Here is a 21,039-nt window from a genome sequence, read left to right on the forward strand (position 1 = left end):
GCTGACAGATTTCAACATCTGAAATCTGTCAGCTGTCACCTGTCGGCCGGCATCTGTCGGCGGTCGGCCCTACGGCGGCTGCCGTCCGTCAGCGGTTGCTGAACTCCGCAGGACGCTTCTCGGCGAAGGCCGCCATGCCCTCCTTCTGGTCCGCGGTCGCGAAGGCCGCGTGGAAGAGCCGGCGCTCGAAGCGGACGCCCTCGGCGAGGGTGGTCTCGAAGGAGCGGTTGACGCTCTCCTTGAGCATGACCGCCGCCGGGGTGGACATCGCCGCGACGGTCTCGGCGGTGGCCAGTGCCTCCGCGAGGAGCTGGTCGGCGGGGACGATGCGGGAGACCAGGCCGGCCCGCTCGGCCTCCTCGGCGCCCATCATCCGGCCGGTCAGGCAGAGCTCCATCGCCTTCGCCTTGCCGACCGCCCGGGTCAGCCGCTGCGAGCCGCCGATGCCCGGAATGACGCCGAGCTTGATCTCCGGCTGCCCGAACTTGGCGGTGTCCGCCGCCAGCAGGATGTCGCACATCATCGCCAGCTCGCAGCCGCCGCCCAGTGCGAACCCGGCCACCGCCGCCACCACCGGCTTGCGCAGCGCGCCGAACCGGTCCCAGGGGCCCAGCCAGTCGTCCAGGTAGACGTCCGGGAACCGGTTGCCCTGCATCTCCTTGATGTCGGCACCGGCCGCGAAGGCCTTCTCCGAGCCGGTGATCACCAGACAGCCGATCTCCGGGTCCCGGTCGAAGGCGGTGGCGGCCGCGACCACCTCGTTCATCAGCTGGGTGTTCAGCGCGTTCAGCGCCTTGGGCCGGTTGAGCGTGATCAGCCCCACCCGGCCCTTGCGCTCGACCAGGATCGTCTCGTAGGTCTCGGTCTCGGTCATCGCCGTCGACTCCCATGTCCGCTGCTCGGCGCCGCACGGGCGCGCCCTGACCACCCAACGATCTACGACGTGCCCTGTTCCGCGCCAGTCTTGATATGCGAGACGCCGGTCACCAGCCCGGGTGGAGGGTGCCGGTGCCCGCCAGCGCCGGTGCCGGGCGGGGTAGAGGCAGGGGGTCAGGCCAGGCCCAGCTCGTCGCCCTCGCGCGGGGCGAGGAAGCGTGCGACGTCCACCTCCGTCACCCCGGCGAGGGCGGCGGGCTCCCAGCGGGGGTTGCGGTCCTTGTCGATCACCTGGGCGCGGATGCCCTCGACCAGGTCGTGGCCGTCCAGCGCGGCGCAGGAGACGCGGTACTCCTGGTCGAGCACGGCCTCCAGGGAGGGCAGTGTACGGGCCCGGCGCAGTGCGGCCAGGGTGGCCTTGACGGCGGTGGGGGAGTTCGCGAGGAGCAGCTCGACGGCCTCCTTCGCCTTCGGGACGCCGGAGTCCAGCAGGCGCTCGACGATCTCCTCGGCGGTGTCGGCCGTGTAGCAGGCGTCGATCCAGGCGCGCTGCTCGGCGAGCGCGGCGGGTGGCGCGGGTTCGGCGTGCGCGGCGACCACGGCGTCGACGTCGGCGGTCGTGGGGCCGCCGGCCGTGGCGTCCGGGTCGGTGGCGCGGGCGAGGGCGTCGAGGAGCTCCGGGATCCGGGCCGAGGGTACGAAGTGGTCCGCGAACCCGCACAGCAGCGCGTCACCCGGGCCCATCGAGGCCGAGGTGAGCCCGAGGTGGATGCCCAACTCGCCCGGGGCGTGGGCGAGCAGCCAACTGCCGCCGACGTCGGGGACGAGGCCGATCCGGGTCTCGGGCATCGCGACGGTGGAGCGCTCGGTGACGATCCGGATCGCGCCGTGGGCGGACAGGCCGACGCCGCCGCCCATCGTGATGCCGTCCATCACCGCCACGTACGGCTTCGGGTAGCGGGCGATCAGCGCGTTCAGCCGGTACTCGGCGCGGAAGAACGCCCGGGTGCCGGCCCCGCCCGACGTGGCGTCGTCGTGCATCGCGCGGATGTCGGCGCCCGCGCAGAGTCCGCGCTCGCCCGCGCCGGTGAGCACGACGGCGCGCACCCGGTCGTCCGCGGCCCACTCGTCCAGCGTCGCGCGCAGGGCGGTGATCATGCCGTGGGTCAGCGAGTTGAGTGCCCGCGGACGGTTCAGCACGATCCGTCCGACCCCGCCGTCCAGGTACGCCTGGACCTCTGCCACCTCTGCGCTCATCGGGCCTGCTCCCCTCCCCTTGGTGAGGCCGGCGTCCGCCGTCCCGCGACGTCCGCCGCCCTCCGCTGTCCGCTTCTGCCGTCCACCGTACCGGGGGCGGTACGGAGTTGTGATCGCCGAGCCGAACCGAACCGAACCCGGGGTGGCTACGGGCCCGGCGAGATGACAGATGACAGCTGACAGATGATGAAATCTGTCATCTGTCATCTGTCATCTGTTGTCCGTCCCCTGTTCCCTGTCGGGTGCCGCCCGTGACCCGACAGGGAGGGGCCTGCCGCTACCCCCGGACCCGCCCGGTCACCTCGCCGAACCCGACCACGGTCCCGTCGGGCCCGGGTGCGGTGGCGGTGATGGCGACCTCGTCGCCGTCCTCCAGGAACGTCCGGGTGGTCCCGTCCGGGAGCTTCAGCGGCTCCTCGCCGTTCCAGGTCAGCTCGATCAGCGCGCCCCGGGTCTCCGGCTCCGGCCCGCTGACCGTCCCGGAGGCGAACAGGTCGCCGGTGCGCAGCGAGGCGCCGTTGACGGTCATGTGGGTCAGCTGCTGCTGCGCCGTCCAGTACATGCCGGCGAACGGCGGGCGGGAGACCAGGTGTCCGTTCAGCCGGACCTCCATCGCCAGGTCCAGGCCCCACGGTTCGCCGCCCCGGTCGTCCAGGTACGCCAGCGGTTCGACGTCGCGCTCCGGCGGCGTGACCCGGGCGTGCTGCAGCGCGTCCAGCGGGACGATCCACGGCGAGATCGAGGTGGCGAAGGACTTGCCGAGGAACGGGCCGAGCGGCACGTACTCCCAGGCCTGGATGTCGCGCGCGGACCAGTCGTTGAGCAGGCAGACACCGAACACGTGCTCGCGGAAGTCGTCCAGCACGACCGGCCTGCCCAGCTCCGACGGCGCGCCGACGACGAAGCCGACCTCGGCCTCGATGTCCAGCCGACGCGACGGCCCGAAGGCCGGCGCCGGGTCGGCGGGGGCCTTGCGCTGCCCGTGCGGCCGCACCACCGGCGTGCCGGAGACCACGACCGTGCCCGCCCGCCCGTGGTAACCGATCGGCAGGTGCTTCCAGTTGGGCGTGAGCGGCTCCGAGCCCGGGCGGAAGATCCGGCCCAGGTTGGTGGCGTGGTGCTCGGAGGCGTAGAAGTCGACGTAGTCGGCGACCTCGAACGGCAGGTGCAGCTGGACCTCGTCCGCCGGCAGCAGCGCCGGTGACAGCGCCTCGCGGAAGGACCCGTCCGTGAGCCACGTGGTGAGGTCGGCCCGCACCCGGGTCCAGACCGGACGCCCCGCCGCCATCAGCGGGTTGAGCGAGTCCGCGTCCAGCAGCACGGAGGGCGCGCCGGCCGCGCGGGCGGCCGCCCCGGCGTCCAGCACGAAGTCCCCGACGCGCACGCCGATCCGGCGCCGACCGGGCTGGTCGGCGGCGGTGAAGACGCCGTACGGCAGGTTGTGCACGCCGAACGGCGAGTCCTGGGCGCTGGCGAGCCAGCTGCGGGGGGTGGTCAACGGTCCTCCTGGTGCGGTGGCGTGGGCGACGACAGCAGGCCGAGCGCGGCCAGGTCGCCCAGGGGTTCGGCGATGCTGCAGGTGCCGAACGCGGTGAACGAGTTCCGGATCACGGTAACCTGACGATCCGTCAGTGCACGTACCGCCTTGGCCAGGACCTCGCCGTCGCGCTCCGCCAGCACCGCCTCGGCCGCGGCCGGGTCGGTCTCCTGCGCGGCCAGCAGTACGTTCAGGAAGCCGTGGTGCTCGAAGCCGGTCTCCGGGTCGGTGTGCCGGACGGCGTTGTGCAGCCCGGCCGTGCACTTGTACGGCAGTCCGCGCCGCGCGCAGCCGGTGAGGAAGGCGGCCAGTTCCGCCTCGTCCGGGAACGCCTCGGCGACCAGGCCGCCGGTGCGGAACTTCGCCCGGTACGGGCTGTCCACCAGCACGTCCAGGACGGCGTCCAGGTCGTCCCCGCGCAGGAGTTCGCGCGGCAGCTCGACGGCGGCCGGAACGTCCGGCGGCAGCAGTCGGTCCAGTTCGGCGACCGCCTCGGCGGCGTCCCGGGTGGCCAGCTCGACACCGGCCAGCTCGAACGGCGCGGCGGCGGCGAGCGCCTGGGCGAGCTCGGCGCTGCCCCCCGGCAGCACCAGCCCGACCCGGAGCGCCGCACCGCCCGCCTGCGCCGGACCGCCCGCGGCCGCGGCGGCCGTCACCGCCGCGGCCAACTCGCCCAGCCGGCCCGCCCCGCAGAGTAGCGGGCCGACCGCCTCGGCGTACCAGGCGGCGCGGTGGACGCGGTGCGCGGGCACCGCCTCGGCGACCGGCAGGTTCCCCGGAGGGAACACCGCCGCGTCGTCGAAGAGCTCGTGGAACAGCTCGGGGACGGCACCCCCCGCAGGCAGACCGCTCATCGCCCGGGCCCCCGACCGGCCCAGGTCCAGGCGTAGTTGTCGTCCTCGCTCGCCCGGCCGCCCTCGCCGAGCTCCAGCGGCCGGAAGGTGTCCACCATGACGGCGAGCTCGTCGAAGAACTCCGCGCCGATGCTGCGCTCGTAGGCGCCCGGCTGCGGCCCGTGGGTGTGCCCGCCGGGGTGCAGCGAGATCGACCCCTGGCCGATGCCCGAACCCTTGCGCGCCGCGTAGTCGCCGCCGCAGTAGAACATGACCTCGTCGCTGTCCACGTTGGCGTGGTAGTAGGGCACCGGGATCGACAGCGGGTGGTAGTCCACCTTGCGCGGGACGAAGTTGCAGATCACGAAGTTGTCGCCCTCGAACACCTGGTGGGCCGGCGGCGGCTGGTGGATCCGGCCGGTGATCGGCTCGAAGTCGCTGACGTTGAAGGCGTACGGGTAGAGGCAGCCGTCCCAGCCGACCACGTCGAAGGGGTGGTGCGGCACGGTGTAGCGGGTGCCCGAAACCCCGTGCGGGCCGCGGTGCTTGACCAGCACGTCGACGTCCCCGGGGGCGTCGACCACCAGCGGGCCGACCGGTCCGCGGAAGTCCCGCTCGCAGTACGGCGCGTGCTCCAGCAGCTGGCCGTACTTGGAGAGGTAGCGCTTGACCGGGGTGATGTGGCTGTTCGCCTCGATGCAGTACGCGCGCAGCGGCTCGTCGCCGGCGGGCACCCAGCGGTGGGTGGTGGCGCGCGGGATGATCACGTAGTCGCCCTGGCCGACCTCGATCGAGCCGAACACCGTCTCGACCGTGCCCGAACCGGACTCCACGTACACGCACTCGTCGCCGAGTCCGTTGCGGTAGAGCTCGCTGGGGGCCCCGGCGGCGACGTACGAGATCCGCACGTCGCCGTTGCCGAGGACCAGCCGACGGCTGCCCACGACGTCCGCGGACTTCCACTCCTCGCCCGCGAACAGGTCGTGCAGCTTGAGGTGGCGGGGGAGCAGCGGGTGGTTGGGCACCGTGGACTGGTCCGGCAGCTCCCACGGCACCGCGTTGACCACCGCCGAGGGGATGCCCCGGTGGTAGAGCAGCGAGGAGTCCGAGGAGAACCCCTCCTCGCCCATCAACTCCTCGTAGTACAGCCCGCCTTCGGGAGTGCGGTGCTGGGTGTGTCGCTTGGGCGGGATGCTGCCCAGCTGCCGGTAGTACGCCATCTCCGTGGTCCTCCTCGACCGTTGGTCAGAGCTCTCCGACGCTCACAGGTTGCCGCGTCGGTCCTGCTCGCGCTCGATGGACTCGAAGAGCGCCTTGAAGTTGCCCTTGCCGAAGCCCAGCGAACCGTGCCGCTCGATGAACTCGTAGAAGACGGTCGGGCGGTCGCCGATCGGCTTGGTGAAGATCTGCAGCAGGTAGCCGTCCTCGTCGCGGTCGACCAGGATGCCGCGCTTCTTCAGCTCCTCGATCGGCACCCGGACCTTGCCGATCCGCTCGCGCAGCTCCGGGTCGTCGTAGTACGCGTCGGGGGTGTTGAGGAACTCCACGCCGCGCGAGCGCAGCACGTCGACGGTGGTGAGGATGTCGTTGGTGGCGAGCGCCATGTGCTGGCAGCCGGGGCCGGTGTAGAACTCCAGGTACTCGTCGATCTGGGACTTCTTCTTGGCGATGGCCGGCTCGTTGAGCGGGAACTTCACCCGGTGGTTGCCGCTGGCGACGACCTTGGACATCAGCGCGGAGTACTCGGTGGCGATGTCGTCGCCGACGAACTCGGCCATGTTCACGAAGCCCATGACGCGGTTGTAGAACGACACCCACTCGTCCATCCGGCCCAGCTCGACGTTGCCGACGGCGTGGTCGAGGGCCTGGAAGAGGCGCTTGGGCGAGCCCTCCGGGTGCTTCACCTTGCTCTCCGCGACGACGTAGCCCGGCAGGTAGGGGCCGTGGTAGCGGGAGCGGTCGATCAGGGTGTGCCGGGTCTCGCCGTAGGTGGCGATGGCCGCGCGGCGCACGGTGCCGTTCTCGTCCGAGACGTCGTTCGGCTCCTCCAGGACGGTGGCGCCGGACGCGCGGGCGTGCTCGATGCACTTGTCGACGTCCGGGACCTCCAGGGCGAGGTCGACGACGCCGTCGCCGTGGCGGCGGTGGTGGTCCAGCAGCGCGCTGTCCGGCTGGACGCCGCCCTTGATCACGAAGCGGCAGGAGCCGGAGCGGAGCACGTACGCCTTGCGGTCGCGACGGCCGGTCTCCGGGCCGGAGTAGGCGACCAGCTCCATGCCGAACACGACCTGGTAGAACTGGGCCGTCTGGGTGGCGTTGCCGACCACGAAGACGACCGCGTCCTGGGCCGTGACGGGGAACGGGTCGCCGGCCGGGTCGTGCTCGACGAGGCCGACCAGACGGCGCAGCTGGTCGGCGTCAAGACCGGCCTCGCGCTCCTCGGGGGTCAGCTCAAGGGCGTGGGACTGCGTGGTCATCGCTCGTTCCTCCACTTCGGGCCTCGGCGTCGAGGCTTCCGCTGGATCGCGGCCACACCGCGGATGGGTGGGCGGTGCGGTTGCGGAGAGCTTGCTCCTGTCGGGGTGGTTGGGCAACAGGTCGGTTTCTCACTGCTCAATGTGTACAAGCTGGCCAGGATTTCCCGGCGTGCACTGCGCAAAATGTGCTGCCGATCCCGGGCGATACACCAAGTCTGCGCAATCCGCGATCGCGGCGTGTTCAGGTGCTCCCGACGGCGGACCCGGGCTCGGGGAGGTGGCGCAGGAACCAGTTCCGGGCCAGCTCAGCGGCCTCGTCCAGGGTGCCGGGCTCCTCGAACAGGTGGGTCGCGCCGGGCACCACCGCCAGTTCACTCTCGCAGCGCAGCAGCCGGCTTTCGGCCCGCCGGTTGAGGTCGAGCACGGTGGTGTCCAGGGAACCGACCACCAGGAGCGTCGGCGCGCTCACCCGGGCCAGTTCCTCGGCCCCGGCGAGGTCCGGCCGGCCGCCCCGGGAGACCACGGCGCGCACGGCCGGGCCCAGCTCGGCGGCGGTGTGCAGCGCGGCGGCGGCGCCGGTGCTGGCGCCGAACAGGCCGAGCGGCAGGCCGCAGGTCTCGGGCACGACGGCGTCCCCGGTGCCGTCCGCGTCCCCGACGCCGTCCCCGCTGCCGTCCCCGGCGCCCAGTCGGCGGGCGACGGCGGTGAGCCGGGAGCCCAGCAGCCGGACGTCGAACACGTTCCGCCGGTCGGCCTCCTCGGCCTCGGTGAGCAGGTCGAACAGCAGCGTGGCCAGCCCGGCCCGGTTCAGCTGGTCGGCGACGTACCGGTTGCGCGGACTGTGCCGCGAGCTGCCGCTGCCGTGGGCGAAGACCACGACGCCGAGTGCGCCCGCCGGGACGGTCAGCCGCCCCGCGAGGCGGACCCCGGCGGCGGGCAGCACCAGGTCGCGGTCGACCCCGGGGGAGGCCGCAGGCGGGTCGTCGTCCTGTGCCCGGTCCTGTTCCTGTGCCCAGTCCCGTTCGCGTGCTCGGGCCTCGGCGAGCACCCGCAGCACCTCCGTGTCCTCGGTCTGCGAGAAGTCGGCGTAGAACTCGCCGATCGCGAAGAACGGGGACGGGGTGTCGACGCAGACCAGATCGTCGGCGACCTCCTCCAGGCGGTCGGTCCAGTCCCGGGGCGCCACCGGCACGGCGAGCACCACCCGGGCCGCGCCCCGCGCCCGGACGATCCGGCAGGCCGCCTTGGCGGTGGACCCGGTGGCGATGCCGTCGTCCACCACGATCACCCTGCGGCCGCGCAGGTCCGCGGGCGGGCGGTCGCCCCGGTAGCGGCGGGCCCGGCGTTCCAGCTCGGCGCGCTCGCGTCGCTCCACCTCGGCCAGCTGGTCATCGGTGACCGAGGCGATCCGGATGACCTGCTCGTTCAGCACCCGGATGCCCTCCTCGCCGATCGCCCCCATGCCCAGCTCGGGCTGGTAGGGCACGCCGAGCTTGCGGATCACGCAGATGTCCAGCGGCGCCCGGAGCGCCTGGGCCACCTCGGCGGCGACCGGCAGCCCGCCCCTCGGCAGCGCCACGACGACGGTCCCGGGGCCGCCGAGGTCGCCCAGGCGTGCGGCCAGCCGCCGGCCGGCGTCGGTGCGGTCGGCGAACTGGGTGAAGTGACTTCCGGTGACGTGCATGACACGGCCTCCCGTTCCACCGTACGTCGTTCCGGCCGGGGAGGGCGGGCGTGGCCGTCAGGGGCCCGGGACCGGCCCGGGATCCGCTCGGGAGCACCCCGGGATCCCCCCGGGAGCGGGCCGGGATCCGCCCGGGAGCGGGCCGGGAGCCGGACAGGACGGAACCCCCGTGCGGCCGGGACAGCGGGCGCCGCACCGTGGAGCGCAGCGGCGGACCGCAGGGCCCGCCGACGACCGGAAGGAGCGCCCGACATGCCGGGCACCGTCATCACCGACCTGCGCCGACGCGGCGTCGTCGACCCCGGCCGCCTGCTCGCGGGACCGCTGCGCGGCGTCGGCCTGCAGCGGCTCGAAGCGGGCCGCAGCGCCGAGCTGGCAGCCGACGGTGTCGAGCACGCGCTCTACGTCACCGCAGGCTCCGGCCTCGCCGAACCGCCCGGGAAGGCGCTGCGGCGGGACGCCTCGTCGGACGACCGCGACGACGGGCCCCGCGACTCCGGCATCCCCCTCGTGGAGGGCACCGCCGTCGTCCTCCCGCTCGGCACCCGGACCGTCCTCACCGCCGGCACCGCCGGGATGGAGTACTTCCACGCCGTCCTGACCGTCCCCGCCGGCGACCGCACCCCTTCGAACGGAGATGAACCCGCGTGATCGTCACCACCGACACCGGCGCCGCCATGGTCCTCCTCGGCCCGAACGGCGAACGCGTACGGATCCGCTCCCTGGCCCGGCGCTCGATGCTCACCAGCGCCTGCGAGGCCTTCGACCACCTGCGGCTGAGCCCGGGCGCCCACCACGAGCTGACCGGCCGGCCCGATGCCGAGACCGTCTTGCACGTGCTGCGCGGCGCCGCCGTGGTCGGCCGACTCACCGACGAGCCGGACCACCTGGCCTCCGAAGGCGACCTGCTGCTGGCCCGTCGCGGCCGCACGCTGCAGCTCGAAGCCGGGCCGCTCGGCGCCGAACTGCTCTGCCTGACCCTCGCCGTGCCCCGGCACACCGCCGGCACCCGGGCCGCCCTGGCCCGGTGCCGCGCCGCCCGCCGCGACCGGCCCTGACCGTCCCGGCCGCCCTGAACCTCCAGGGCGGCCCTGCCCCTCCCGTCCGTCCCCGACCGGCCCTGCCAGTCCCCGTTCGAGGAGACCACTCGTGATCGTCGTACCCGCGGCCGTCCCCCGTACCGCACCCGTCTTCCGGCGGCTGATCGACCCGGAGCAGCGGCCCGCCGTCCGCGCCGGACTGACCGTCGAGACCCTGCCGCCCGGCGTCCGGATCGACCAACTTCCGTACGAATCAGCGGAGTCGGTGACGGTGGTGCTCTCCGGCCGGCTGTTCGCGGCCGGCCGGATCCTCACCCCGGGCGAGGCGATGCACCACCGGCCCGGCAGCAGCTGCCGGCTCACCGCCGCCCGGGGTGCGCCGACCACCGTGCTCACCGTGCGGCCCACGCCGCCCCGGGGCGGCGTCCCGGCCCAGCGCTCGGGCCCGGAGCCCGCCAGCGCCTGGCGGCAGGTCGACGTGGGCACCGTGGTCCCCGATCCCCGATCCCCGTCCCAGTCCCCGATCCCTGTCCCCGTCCCCGTCCCCGTCCCCGTCCCCGATCCTCGGTGTCCGGAGCCGGATCGCCGGATCGGCACCCGCACTGCCCCGCCACGCGGACGACTTCCCGAGCATGTCACGGAAAGTAGTCGATTTGTCGCTGGTAGCGTCGGCCGTGTGGATGAAGAACAGCCGGTGGAACCTCCGGACCCGCGCGACGCCTCGCCCGTCCGTGTGCTGATCGTCGACGATCACCCCCTCTTCCGCGAGGGTCTCAAGGCGGCGCTGGAGAGCGCCGACGGCGTCCTCGTGGTGGCCGAGGCCGAGCGGGTCGCGGACGTGCCGCAGGCGGTCGCCCGGCACCGCCCGGGCGTGGTGATCATGGACCTTTCGCTGCCCGACGGCTCCGGGCTGGAGGCCGTCCGCCGGCTCGCCACCCTGGAGGCGCCCCCGCCGGTGCTGATGCTGACCATGTCGGACGACGACGGCAACCTGCTCGCCGCGCTCCAGGCGGGCGCGCGCGGCTACCTGGTCAAGGGCGCCGGCCGGGAGGAGGTGCTGCACGCGGTGCGGACGGTCGCCGCGGGCGGCGCGGTGTTCGGCGGCGAGGTGGCCGGGCGGATCGCCGCCCTGCTGGCCGGAGCCCGGATGCGCGAGGCGGGCCAGCTGTTCCCGGACCTCACCGCCCGCGAGGCGGAGGTGCTGGACCTGGTCGCGCGCGGGCTGGACAACCGGCGGATCGCCCGGGAGCTGGTGGTCGCGGAGAAGACCGTCCGCAACCACATCACGCACATCTTCGAGAAGCTGCACGTCGCCACCCGCGCCGAGGCGGTCGCCCGGGCCCGCGACATGGGCCTCGGCGACGGCTGACGCACCCGCCGCACCCGCCGCACCCGCTGCACCCGCTGCACCCGCCGCACCCGCCGCACCCGCTGCACCCGCTGCACCCGCCGCACCCGCCGCACCCGCTGTACCTGTTGCACCTGTCGCAGCCAGGGTGCCGGGCCGGCGTCATCGCGTGCGGAGGTGAAGAAACCGGGGGTGCCGGTCCGCCGACCGGCACCCCCGGGGTCCCTCGGGTACTGCCGTACCCCGGTCCCGCGACCCCGCTACGGCTGCATCTCGTACGAGCCCGAGAGCGCTTCGACCCGCTCCCACACCCGCGCGGCCCGCGCCGGGTCCGCCACCGGGCGGCGCACGTTCGCCAGCGCCCAGGCGGCCTGCTCCTCGGTGGCGGAGGCCTTGCCGTGCAGCTCGGTGGCGTGCGCGGAGAAGTCGCGGACCAGGGCGTCGAAGAGCCGGTCCAGCACGTCGCCACCCTCGTCGGACCCGCTCAGACCGGTCAACTCGGCCTGCTCCAGCACCAGCTGGCCGTAGACGATCAGCGCGAACAGCTGGCCGATCTCCAGCAGGAAGTCCAGGTCCGCCTGCTGCTCCTTGCTCGGCGCGTGGCTGAGCAGCAACTCGCAGAAGCCGTCGGCCTGTTCGCGGAAGCGGGCGACGTTGGGCAGCTGCGCGTGACGGTCGTAGGCGGCGCGCCAGTCGTGGAAGCGGATCGCGCCGAGGCCGCGGGCCGGGCCCTGGCGGAACAGGAAGGCGTCGTCGGCGGCGTCCAGGCGGGTCGGCACCGGGGCGTAATCGGCCGGGGCGAACAGGTAGTTGCCCATGAACTTGAGGATCAGCGCCAGGTTGACGTGGACGGTGCCCTCCAGCTTCGGCAGGCCGCGGATGTCCTTCGCCGCCTTGTCGAAGTAGGTGTCCGCCTCGAAGCCCTTGGCCGCGATGACGTCCCACATGAGGTCGATGACCTTCTCGCCCTCGGTGGTGACCTTCATCTTGGTCATCGGGTTGAACAGCAGGTACCGGCGGTCCTCGGCGGAGGCGGTGCGGAAGTAGTCCACGGCCCGCGCGCTGAACAGCTTCATCGCCACCAGGCGGACGTACGCGTCGGTCAACTCCCGCTTGACGTGCGGGAAGTCGGTGACGTGCTTGCCGTACAGCACCCGGTTCCGGGCGTGCGTGACGGCTTCGTACATCGCGTGCTCGCAGATGCCGACGGAGGCGGTGCAGAGGTTGAACTTGCCGACGTTGACGGTGTTCAGGGCGGCGTCGAAGGCGGCCTGGCCGGTGTGCAGCACGTCCTCGGCGCGCACCGGGTAGTCCTCCAGGCGGAACTCGCTGACGTACATCTGGGCGTTCACCACGTTCTTGACCAGGTGGTACGCCTCGTGGCGGCTGTCGGCGGCGAAGAAGACGTAGCCCTCGGGGCCCTCGACGTCCGAGCGGCGGCCGAACACCGAGACCAGGCCGGCCACGTTGCCGTTGCCGATGTAGTACTTGGGACCGGTCGCGGTGAAGCCGCCCTCGCCGTCCGGGGTGAGGATCATGTCGGTGGAGTAGATGTCGGCGCCGTGGGAGCGCTCGGAGAGGCCGAAGGCCATGACGTGGCCCTCCGCCAGCAGCTTGGCGGCGCGGGCCCGGACGGCCTCGTTCTCGCTCTGCCAGACCGGGCCGAGGCCCAGGATGGTGACCTGCCAGGTGTACCAGTAGCCGAGGCCGTAGAAGCCGAGGATCTCGTTCAGCTCGGCGATCCGCGCGGTGTCCCAGCGCTTGTCGGGGTCGGCCGCGGACGGGGTCAGGAACTCCGCGAACAGGCCTTCCTTCGCGGCGAATTCGAGGAAGTCGGCGTACCAGGCGCGGTCGATGTAGGTGTCGATCAGCGCCTTCTTGCCGCGGGACTCGAACCAGTCCACGGTCGCGCGCAGCAGCCGGCGGGTCGGCTCGTCGAACTGTGCGGGGTCGTAGGTGCGCGGGTTGAAGAGCATCGCGGGCTCCTGGGTGTCGAGGGGGGCGAGGGTGTGGGCCGTCGATCCGCCGATCCGCCGATCCGCCGATCCGCCAGTCGGGCAGGACGGCTGACCGGTCGGCCGTCGGGCCGTCGGGCCGTCGGGTCGTCGGGTCGTCGGGCCGTCAGGCGTCCGTCAGGTCGTCGATCCGTCGGGTCTGTCGGCGGCGAGGCGGCGCAGGGTGGCGAGCACGTCGTCGAGCCAGGCGAGGGTCATCCGCTCGAACTCGATGCCGCCGCGCAGCACCACGTGCTGCAGTTCCTGGCGGGTGTCGAGCGCGCCGAGGTCGGGGAAGTCCCGCTGCTCGCCGTGCAGGTAGCGGGCGAGCAGGGCGGCGTGGCTCTCGCGGTGGCGTTCGACCTCGGAGACCAGCGCGGCCGGGTCGTCGAAGGCGGCGGCCCGGATCTTGACCGCGAGTTCGTGCCGGACGGTCTCCGGCTCGACCGGCTCGCGCAGCCAGTCGGACAGCGCGTCCCGCCCGGCCTCCGACGCCGAGTAGACCTTCTTGTCCGGGCGCCCGTCCTGGGCGACCTCCTGCGCGGCCACCCAGCCGTCCGCTTCCATCCGCCGCAGCACCCGGTAGATCTGCTGGTGGGTGGCGGTCCAGAAGCGTCCGATGGAGCGGTCGAAGCGCCGGGCCAGCTCGTAGCCGGAGCCGGGCTGCTCCAGCAGCGAGACGAGGATCGCGTGCTCCAGTGCCATGCCCCGCATCCTGCTATGCAACGAGTTGCATAGGCAATGGCGGCCGGCGACGTTGAGACGCAGGTCACCGGCGTGATCGGATGGTTATCGATCATTGTGGACGATCAGGTGCAAAACGTTAGATAAGGGACAGAATGGGTACGGGGCAAACGCCTTTTACGGGGCGAAGCCTTCCAAGTTCCGGACCACAGGAGGTGGTATCGGTGGCAACCCATATCCCGACGGGCATGGAGCACCATCCGGACATCGTCGAACTACGCGAACACTACGAGCGGGTCACGTCGACCCCCCGCGCCCAGGGCATCGAAGCCCTGGCCATCCTGGCCGGCCTCTTCCTGGCGGCATCGCCATGGATCGTCGGCTTCACCGCGTTCAGCACCCTGACCGTGACCTGCCTGATCGTGGGTCTGGCCTACACCGCGCTGATGGCCGGCTACGGGTCGGCCTACGAGCGCACCCACGCGAGGGCCTGGGCGGCCACCGCGCTCGGTGCCTGGACGATCATTTCCCCGTGGGTGGTCTCCGGTTCCGCCGCACACGGCAAGAACATCGTCACCTGCATCATCGTCGGTGCCGTGATGTTCCTGCTCGGCCTCGCGGCGATCTCGATGGCCACCATGACGTCGAACGGAGCGGCAATGCGGCGCGGCCGGGCCGGCCGAGCCAGGGGCTGAACTCCCCGCAGTCCGTGCCGGGGCGCGGCGGGCGTACGACCGCCCACCGCGCCCCGGTGCGCGCCCGGGGGCGTCCCGGGGTTACCGGGGTTACCGGGGCCGGAGCGCCCGGGGCTCCGGCTGCTACGGGCGGGTCATCCGCAGGACGTCCAGCGCCTCGTCCAACTGCTCCTCGGTGAGCTTGCCCTGCTCGACGTAGCCGCGCTCCAGCACCACCCGGCGGATCGTCTTCCGCTCGGCCAGCGACTGCTTGGCGACCTTCGCGGCCTCCTCGTACCCGAGGTACCGGTTCAGCGGCGTCACCACCGACGGCGAGGACTCCGCGTACTCCCGGGCCCGTTCGACGTTGGCGGTGATGCCGTCCACCGTCCGGTCCGCGAGCAGCCGGGCGCTGTTGGCGAGCAGCCGCACCGACTCCAGAACGTTGCGGGCGATCACCGGGAGCATCACGTTCAGCTCGAAGTTGCCGCTCGCGCCGGCCAGCGTCACCGTCGCGTCGTTGCCGACCACCTGGGCGGCGACCATCAGCACCACCTCGGGCAGCACCGGGTTCACCTTGCCCGGCATGATCGACGAACCGGGCTGCAGGTCCGGCAGGTTGATCTCGCCGAGCCCGGTGCGGGGACCGGACCCCATCCACCGCAGGTCGTTCGCGATCTTCGTGAACCCGACCGCCACCGTACGCAGTTGACCGCTCAGCTCGACCAGGGCGTCCCGCGCGCCCTGCGCCTCGAAGTGGTCCCGGGCCTCGGTCAGCGGCAGGTCGGTGGCGCGGGCGACCTCCGCGATGACCGCCGCCGGGAAGCCGGGCGGGGTGTTGATGCCGGTGCCCACGGCCGTTCCGCCGAGCGGGAGTTCGGCCACCCGGGGGAGGGTCGCCAGCAGCCGCTCCCGTCCGTGCCGCACCTGCGCCGCGTAGCCGCCGAACTCCTGGCCGAGCGTGACCGGTGTCGCGTCCATCAGGTGCGTGCGCCCCGACTTGACCACCCGGGCGAACTCGGTGGCCTTGCGCTCCAGCGCCTCCGCCAGGTGCTCCAGGGCCGGGATCAGGTCGTGCGTCACGGCGGCGGTGGCGGCGATGTGGATCGAGGACGGGAAGACGTCGTTGGACGACTGGCTCGCGTTGACGTGGTCGTTCGGGTGGACCGGGCGGCCCAGCCGCTCCCCGGCCAGGGTCGCGATCACCTCGTTGGTGTTCATGTTGGACGAGGTGCCCGAACCGGTCTGGAACACGTCCACCGGGAACTCGGCGTCCCAGCGCCCCTCCGCGACCTCCTCGGCCGCCGACACGATCGCCTCCGCCGTCGCCTCGTCCAGGACGCCGAGGCGGGCGTTCACCCGCGCCGCGGCGGCCTTGATCCGGGCCAGCGCCGCGATGTGCGCGCGCTCCAGCCGCTGGCCGGACACCGGGAAGTTCTCCACCGCCCGCTGCGTCTGCGCCTGCCACTTCGCGGCGGCCGGCACCCTGACCTCCCCCATCGAGTCGTGCTCGACCCGGTACTCCTGCGGCTTCTGCTGCTCGTCACCCATCGCGCGCTGCACCTCCTGTACGGGCCGGGCCGGCCCGGAACGGATCTCCGATCACGACAGCCGCGAGCGGGGCCCGGGTATTTCCGGCCGGCGGCGCAGGCTGCCCCGTGCCGGGGGTGAATGCGGGGCGATCGGCCCACGCTCACTCGAACGAGTGAGACGCCGGGCGGACCGCTGCAAACCGTCGTTGGACCCTTCGTACGCTCCTCAGCGGGCCGGGTGAACTGCCGGCCGGGCCCGGAAGCCGCAGCCAGGCCCCGGGGGGACCAACGCAAGAGGGGGACGGACGGATGACCAGGGGACACGGCGCGACGGACGCGACGGGCGGAGCCGGCGGTGCGGTCGGCCGAGGCCGTGACGAGCCGCGCCCGGGGAGCGGCACCGGAAGCGGCCTCACCCGGCGGCAGCTGCTCGGCGCGTCGGCCGCGCTCGGTGGCGCGGCCTGGGCCCTGCGCGGCACCATCGGACCGGACAGCGCCCGGGCCGCCACCCCGGCCCCGCCCGGACTCCCCGCCGGCACCGAGCTCTACCAGCGGGTCTTCCAGAACTGGTCCGGCGAGATCCGCACCGACCAGCTGTGGACGTGCGCGCCCCGCACCCCCGAGGAGGTCCCGGCCCTCGCCGACTGGGCGCACGCCAACGGCTGGCGCCTGCGCGCCTGCGGCTACCGGCACACCTGGGCGCCGCTCACCGTCGCCGACCGGACCCCGGGGAGCGCCCGCGTCCTGCTCGTGGACACCAGTCGGCACCTCACCGCCGTCACCGCCGACTCGCCCGGCACCGTCCGGGCGCAGACCGGCGCCACCATGGAGGCCCTGCTCGCGCACCTGGCCGACCGCGGCCTCGGCCTGACCTCGTGTCCGGCCCCCGGCGAGCTCACCGTCGGCGGCGTGCTCGCCATCGGCGGCCACGGCACCGCCGTCCCCGCCGCGGGGGAGGTGCGGCCGGACGGACACGGCTACGGCTCGGTGAGCAACCAGGTCGTCCGGCTCACCGCCGTCGTCCTCGACCCCGCCACCGGTCGCTACACCCTGCGCACCTTCGACCGCGCCGAGGCCGACAGCGCCGCGTTCCTGGTGCACCTGGGCCGCGCCTTCCTCACCGAGGTCGTCCTCCGGGCCGGCGCCGACCGGCCGCTGCGCTGCGCCAGCCGGCTGGACATCCCGGCGAGCGAGCTCTTCGCCCGGCCGGGTGCCTCCGGTGCCGGGGGTGGCGGTGAGAGCGACGGAGGGCTGCTCGGGGGAGTACTGGGCGGCGTGCTGGGCGGTGTCCCGGGCGGCGGTGGCAGTGGCGGCGGCGTGGGTGGTAGTGGCGGCGGCCCGCGGACCTTCGCCGAATTCGTGGAACGCGACGGCCGGGCCGAGGCGATCTGGTTCGCCTACACCGACTACCCCTGGCTCAAGACCTGGAGCGTCGCCCCGGCCAAGCCGCTCGGCTCCCTCACCGTCGAGCAGCCCTACAACTACCCCTTCTCCGACATCGTTCCGGAGCCGGTGGCCAGGCTGGCCGGACAGATCGTCGCCGGTGCCTGGGGATCGGCGCCGCTGTTCGGCCAACTCCAGTACCTGGTCGCCAAGGTGGCTCTCACCGGCGACGTCGCGGACGTCCTCCTCGCCGGCGGCCTGCTCCGCGGACTGCTCAGCGGCGACGTGCTCACCCACCTGCTCGCGGGCGGCCTGCGCTCCGACCTCTGGGGCCCCTCGCGCACCCTGCTGCAGTACGTCCGCCCCACCACCCTGCGGGTCACCGCCAACGGCTACGCGGTCCTCGCCCGGCGCGCCGACCTGCAGTGGGTGGTCAGCGAATTCGCCGCCCACTACCGGACGTTGCTCGCCGACTACCGGTCCCGGGGTGAGTACCCGGTGAACGGCGCGGTGGAGATCCGGGTCACCGGCCTGGACGACCCGGCGTACTCCGGCGTCCCCGGTGCCCGGCCTCCGCTGCTGTCCGCGCTGCGCCCGCGCGCCGACCGTCCGGAGTGGGACACGGCGGTCTGGCTCGACGTCCTCGCCTTCCCCGGCACCCCCGGGCTGGAACGCTTCGCCCGGGACCTGGAGCAGTGGCTGCTGCGCACCTTCGACGGCACCCGGGCGGGCCTGCGGGTCGAGTGGTCCAAGGGCTGGGCCTACACCGCCGACGCGGCCTGGTCGGACCGGGACCTGATCGACCGGGTCATCCCCGACAGCCTGCGGGCCGGCGGCGGGCCCGGCTGGGACGAGGCGGTCGCCGTCCTGGACCGGTACGACCCGCACCGGGTGTTCGGAAACCCTTTCCTGGACGGGCTGTTGAGGTGACGGCGGCGGTGACGGCGGTGACGGCGGTGACGGCGGTGGCGGTGGGTTACGGCTGACCGCATGAACTGACGGTGCGTCAGATGTGCTCCATCACGATCACCGCCAGGGTGTCCGGGGCGAGGGCGCGGAACACGTGCGGGGCGTCGCCCGGGTAGCTGACGTAGTCGCCCGGGCCCAGCTCGACCGGTGCCTCGGTCGGCCCGACCAGCGCGCGTCCGGCGCCGATCATCACGTGCTCGACACTGCCGGGCATGTGCGGGTCGGAGGCCCTGGTCTCGCCCGGCTGCGCCTCGATCCGGTAGATGTCGCGCCGGGCGTTGGGCGGGCAGGAGGAGAGCACGGTGGCGGCGTAGTCGGCGCGCTCGGAGTGGGTCACCGGGCCCTCGCCCGCCCGGATCACCTTGACCACGGGCCGCGGCGGGTCGACCAGTCGGCTGAACGGCACGTTCAGTGCGACCCCCAGCGCCCAGAGCGTCTCCACGCTGGGGTTGCCCGCGGCCGACTCCAGCTGGGAGAGGGTCGACTTGGCGATGCCCGCGCGCCGGGCCAGCTCGGCCATCGACAGCCCGCTGCGCTCGCGCTCGCGCCGGATCGAGGCGGCGATCTGGCCGATCAGCTCGGTTCCGGAGCCGCCGACGGCGGTGGCCGGGGTGGTCTGGTCACTCATGCTCGCCACTCACGCTTTCCTCTGGCTCCTGCGCTGCCCACCGGCTGTCGACGTCCGGCGCGGCCGGTGCGTCCGGTGCGTCCGGTGCCGGTCATGCTTTCACGTTCGCTGATGCCGCCGGCTGTTCGGCTGCCGCGGGCCGCTGCGGTTGCCCTGGCCGGTGGGGAGGGCAGGGGTGATGGCCGTTCGGTCTGGCGGTCCCCTCGTTCGGCTTGACGAACTCGGGTGAGGGGTTCACTCTAATGGACATGCGTTCGCTACTCCGAACACTGGAGCGTGCCACCCTTCGGGACATCGCTCTGGTCTGCCTGGCCGACGCCCTCGTCGGCGCTTCCTTCGGCGCGATCAGCGTCTCCGGCGGTCTGCCCCTCTGGGTGCCGATCGCGCTCTCCGCCCTCGTGTTCGCCGGCGGCTCCCAGTTCGCGGCGGTCGGTGTGGTGCTGTCCGGTGGCGGCGTGCTCGCGGCGGTCGCCACCGGGCTGGTCCTCAACGCCCGGCTGCTGCCCTTCGGCTTCACCGTGGCCGACGTCCTCGACGGCCCGAGGTGGCGACGCCTGCTCGGTGCGCAGCTGATCACCGACGAGACCGCGGCCTTCGTCCTGCAGCAGGGCGAGCCGCGCCGGCGCCGGGCCGCGTTCTGGCTCTGCGGGATCGCCCTGTACGTGGTGTGGAACCTCTCGGTGCTGCTCGGCGCCGGTGCGGGCGGACTGATCGGCGACACGGACGCACTGGGCCTGGATGCCGCCTTCCCGGCGGTGCTGCTCGCGCTCGTGCTGCCCTCGCTCACGGACCGGCGTACCCGTACGGCGGCGGTGGTGGGCGCGGTGGTGGCGGTCGCTGCCGCGCCGTTCGTGCCGACCGGGCTGCCGGTGCTGCTCGCCCTCGTCGGACTGCTGTTCGCCGGGCGGCCGGGGGCGGCGGAGGCGTCCGGGGTCGCGGAGCCGGTGGACCGGGTGGAGCAGGGGGAGTCGACGGCGGTGGCGGACCGGATGGCGCCGGTGACGAAGGAGGCGGTCCGATGATGCCGCTGTACGCCGTCCTGCTGTTGGCCGTCGGGACGTACGCGTTCCGGCTCGCCGGGCCGCTGCTCGGTGGCCGGTTCGCCCTCTCGGAGCGCTTGCGGCACCTGCTGGCGGTCGCGGCGGCGGTGCTGCTGGTCGCCCTGGCGGCGACCGGGGCGCTGACCCAGGGGCACGGCTTCGCGGGCTGGGCCCGCCCGGCCGGCGTGCTGGTCGCGGGGGTGCTGGCACTGCGCCGGGCGCCGTTCCCGCTGGTCGTCGTCGCGGGCGCGGCGACGACGGCGGTGCTCCGGTTGTGCGGGGTGGGGTGAGCGGTCGGGTGGCGGCCGACGGCCGACGGTCGGCAACTGACAACCGACAACTTTCAGCGAACAGATGACAGCAAACAGATTTCGAAATCTGTTCGCTGTCATCTGTTCGCTGTCATCTGTTCGCGGACTCGCCGTCAGCCGCCCAGCGCCTTGAAGAAGATCGTCGTCGGATGCGGAACGCCCGCCGGGTCCGTCGCGTAGTCAGGCACCGAGCCGACCCGGGTCCAGCCCGCCGCCTCGTACATCCGCTCGGCCGGACTGCCCGTCTCGGTGTCCAGCACCAGCAGCCGCAGCCCCAGTTCGCGCGCCCGCTCCTCCAGCGCCGCCAGCAGCCGTCCGGCCAGCCGGTGCCCGCGGTCCGCCGGATGCACCATCAGCTTGGCCACCTCGCCCCGGTGCCGGCCGTTCGCGGCCGCCGCCGGGCGTAGCTGCACCGTCCCGGCCAGCCGCCCGTCCGCCGCCCGGACCGTCCACAGCAGCAGCCGCCCGTCCGCGACCTCCGGGCCCAGCGCCCGCCACCACGCGGCGGCCCGGTCGTGGTCCAGCGTCGCGAGGAAGCCCAGCGAGGCGCCGTCGCGGACGGTCTCCACCAGCAGCGCGGCCAGTTCCCCCGCCGCACCGTGCAGCTCCGCCGCCGTCACCCGGCCGACGGCGTACCGGTCCCTGCCTCCGGTCGCGGCGCCGCTCCCGTCCAGGCTCCCGTCCCCGCTCCCGTTCCGGCTCTCGCCCCCGCGCCCGTCCGGGCTGCCGAGTCCGACCGCGTCCCCGGCCACGAAGCCACCCATGTCGCTTT

At 73.3% G+C, this 21,039-nt stretch carries 19 protein-coding genes; 7 read left to right on the forward strand and 12 right to left on the reverse strand.

The window, feature by feature from the left end; translation table 11 throughout:
- Positions 1–88 precede the first annotated feature (88 nt).
- From AB0Q99_RS05425 to AB0Q99_RS05455, 7 genes are all read right to left on the reverse strand, one after another.
- Positions 89–874: an enoyl-CoA hydratase gene (locus AB0Q99_RS05425; RefSeq protein ID WP_363568713.1), complete on the reverse strand. Its 786-nt coding sequence runs from the start codon at positions 872–874 to the stop codon at positions 89–91.
- Between the two features lie 176 nt (positions 875–1,050).
- On the reverse strand, positions 1,051–2,133 hold the full coding sequence (locus tag AB0Q99_RS05430; protein ID WP_363568714.1) for an enoyl-CoA hydratase/isomerase family protein: 1,083 nt from the start codon (positions 2,131–2,133) through the stop codon (positions 1,051–1,053).
- A 277-nt stretch (positions 2,134–2,410) separates the two neighbouring features.
- Positions 2,411–3,631: a fumarylacetoacetase gene (gene fahA, locus AB0Q99_RS05435; protein ID WP_363568716.1), complete on the reverse strand. Its 1,221-nt coding sequence runs from the start codon at positions 3,629–3,631 to the stop codon at positions 2,411–2,413.
- Positions 3,628–4,524 (reverse strand): hypothetical protein, encoded by an 897-nt coding sequence (locus AB0Q99_RS05440; protein WP_363568718.1) that lies wholly within the window; start codon positions 4,522–4,524, stop codon positions 3,628–3,630. Before AB0Q99_RS05440 ends, fahA begins: the two co-directional genes overlap by 4 nt.
- Positions 4,521–5,723 (reverse strand): cupin domain-containing protein, encoded by a 1,203-nt coding sequence (locus AB0Q99_RS05445; protein WP_363568720.1) that lies wholly within the window; start codon positions 5,721–5,723, stop codon positions 4,521–4,523. The genes AB0Q99_RS05440 and AB0Q99_RS05445 overlap by 4 nt, the downstream gene beginning before the upstream one ends.
- Positions 5,724–5,765: 42 nt before the next feature.
- Positions 5,766–6,980 carry a 4-hydroxyphenylpyruvate dioxygenase gene (hppD, locus tag AB0Q99_RS05450; protein ID WP_363568722.1) on the reverse strand — a complete coding sequence of 405 codons (1,215 nt, stop codon included), beginning with the start codon at positions 6,978–6,980 and terminating at the stop codon, positions 5,766–5,768.
- A gap of 241 nt (positions 6,981–7,221) precedes the next feature.
- Positions 7,222–8,664, reverse strand: coding sequence for a phosphoribosyltransferase family protein (locus AB0Q99_RS05455; RefSeq protein WP_363568724.1), 1,443 nt, complete (start codon positions 8,662–8,664; stop codon positions 7,222–7,224).
- 252 nt (positions 8,665–8,916) lie between these two features.
- Between AB0Q99_RS05455 and AB0Q99_RS05460 the strand changes: the two genes are divergently transcribed.
- The 3 genes from AB0Q99_RS05460 (at position 8,917) to AB0Q99_RS05470 (ending at position 11,073) form a co-directional block, all read left to right on the forward strand.
- On the forward strand, positions 8,917–9,315 hold the full coding sequence (locus tag AB0Q99_RS05460; RefSeq protein ID WP_363568726.1) for a hypothetical protein: 399 nt from the start codon (positions 8,917–8,919) through the stop codon (positions 9,313–9,315).
- A complete protein-coding gene (locus AB0Q99_RS05465) occupies positions 9,312–9,722 on the forward strand; it encodes a hypothetical protein (RefSeq protein WP_363568727.1) in 411 nt (136 codons plus the stop codon). Before AB0Q99_RS05460 ends, AB0Q99_RS05465 begins: the two co-directional genes overlap by 4 nt.
- Positions 9,723–9,813: 91 nt before the next feature.
- Positions 9,814–11,073, forward strand: coding sequence for a response regulator transcription factor (locus AB0Q99_RS05470; RefSeq protein ID WP_363568729.1), 1,260 nt, complete (start codon positions 9,814–9,816; stop codon positions 11,071–11,073).
- A gap of 239 nt (positions 11,074–11,312) precedes the next feature.
- Here the strand turns inward: AB0Q99_RS05470 and AB0Q99_RS05475 are convergent, their stop codons facing one another.
- Entirely contained in the window at positions 11,313–13,028 is a 1,716-nt protein-coding gene (locus AB0Q99_RS05475; protein ID WP_363568731.1) for an acyl-CoA dehydrogenase family protein, read from the reverse strand.
- A gap of 156 nt (positions 13,029–13,184) precedes the next feature.
- Complete coding sequence (locus AB0Q99_RS05480) at positions 13,185–13,751, reverse strand: PadR family transcriptional regulator (RefSeq protein ID WP_363568733.1); 567 nt, start codon at positions 13,749–13,751, stop codon at positions 13,185–13,187.
- A 203-nt stretch (positions 13,752–13,954) separates the two neighbouring features.
- On the opposite strand from AB0Q99_RS05480, the gene AB0Q99_RS05485 reads away from it, so the two are divergent.
- Positions 13,955–14,425, forward strand: a complete 471-nt coding sequence (locus AB0Q99_RS05485; RefSeq protein ID WP_363568734.1) for an SPW repeat protein — start codon at positions 13,955–13,957, stop codon at positions 14,423–14,425.
- Positions 14,426–14,548: 123 nt separating this feature from the next.
- Here AB0Q99_RS05485 and AB0Q99_RS05490 read toward each other — a convergent pair whose 3' ends face one another.
- Complete coding sequence (locus tag AB0Q99_RS05490) at positions 14,549–15,955, reverse strand: class II fumarate hydratase (RefSeq protein WP_363568736.1); 1,407 nt, start codon at positions 15,953–15,955, stop codon at positions 14,549–14,551.
- Between the two features lie 290 nt (positions 15,956–16,245).
- Between AB0Q99_RS05490 and AB0Q99_RS05495 the strand changes: the two genes are divergently transcribed.
- Entirely contained in the window at positions 16,246–18,249 is a 2,004-nt protein-coding gene (locus AB0Q99_RS05495) for a cholesterol oxidase substrate-binding domain-containing protein (protein ID WP_363568737.1), read from the forward strand.
- Positions 18,250–18,325: 76 nt separating this feature from the next.
- Here the strand turns inward: AB0Q99_RS05495 and AB0Q99_RS05500 are convergent, their stop codons facing one another.
- Positions 18,326–18,916 (reverse strand): XRE family transcriptional regulator, encoded by a 591-nt coding sequence (locus AB0Q99_RS05500; protein ID WP_363569260.1) that lies wholly within the window; start codon positions 18,914–18,916, stop codon positions 18,326–18,328.
- A 248-nt stretch (positions 18,917–19,164) separates the two neighbouring features.
- Here AB0Q99_RS05500 and AB0Q99_RS05505 point away from each other — a divergent pair, with 248 nt between their 5' ends.
- Together AB0Q99_RS05505 and AB0Q99_RS05510 are read left to right on the forward strand one after the other, a co-directional pair.
- Positions 19,165–19,938: an AzlC family ABC transporter permease gene (locus AB0Q99_RS05505; RefSeq protein WP_363568739.1), complete on the forward strand. Its 774-nt coding sequence runs from the start codon at positions 19,165–19,167 to the stop codon at positions 19,936–19,938.
- Positions 19,935–20,246, forward strand: a complete 312-nt coding sequence (locus AB0Q99_RS05510) for an AzlD domain-containing protein (RefSeq protein WP_363568741.1) — start codon at positions 19,935–19,937, stop codon at positions 20,244–20,246. Before AB0Q99_RS05505 ends, AB0Q99_RS05510 begins: the two co-directional genes overlap by 4 nt.
- Positions 20,247–20,380: 134 nt before the next feature.
- Here the strand turns inward: AB0Q99_RS05510 and AB0Q99_RS05515 are convergent, their stop codons facing one another.
- On the reverse strand, positions 20,381–21,031 hold the full coding sequence (locus tag AB0Q99_RS05515; RefSeq protein ID WP_363568743.1) for a GNAT family N-acetyltransferase: 651 nt from the start codon (positions 21,029–21,031) through the stop codon (positions 20,381–20,383).
- Positions 21,032–21,039: the final 8 nt, after the last annotated feature.

Origin of the sequence: Kitasatospora sp. NPDC086791, assembly GCF_040685975.1 — a bacterium.
GTDB lineage: Bacteria > Actinomycetota > Actinomycetes > Streptomycetales > Streptomycetaceae > Kitasatospora.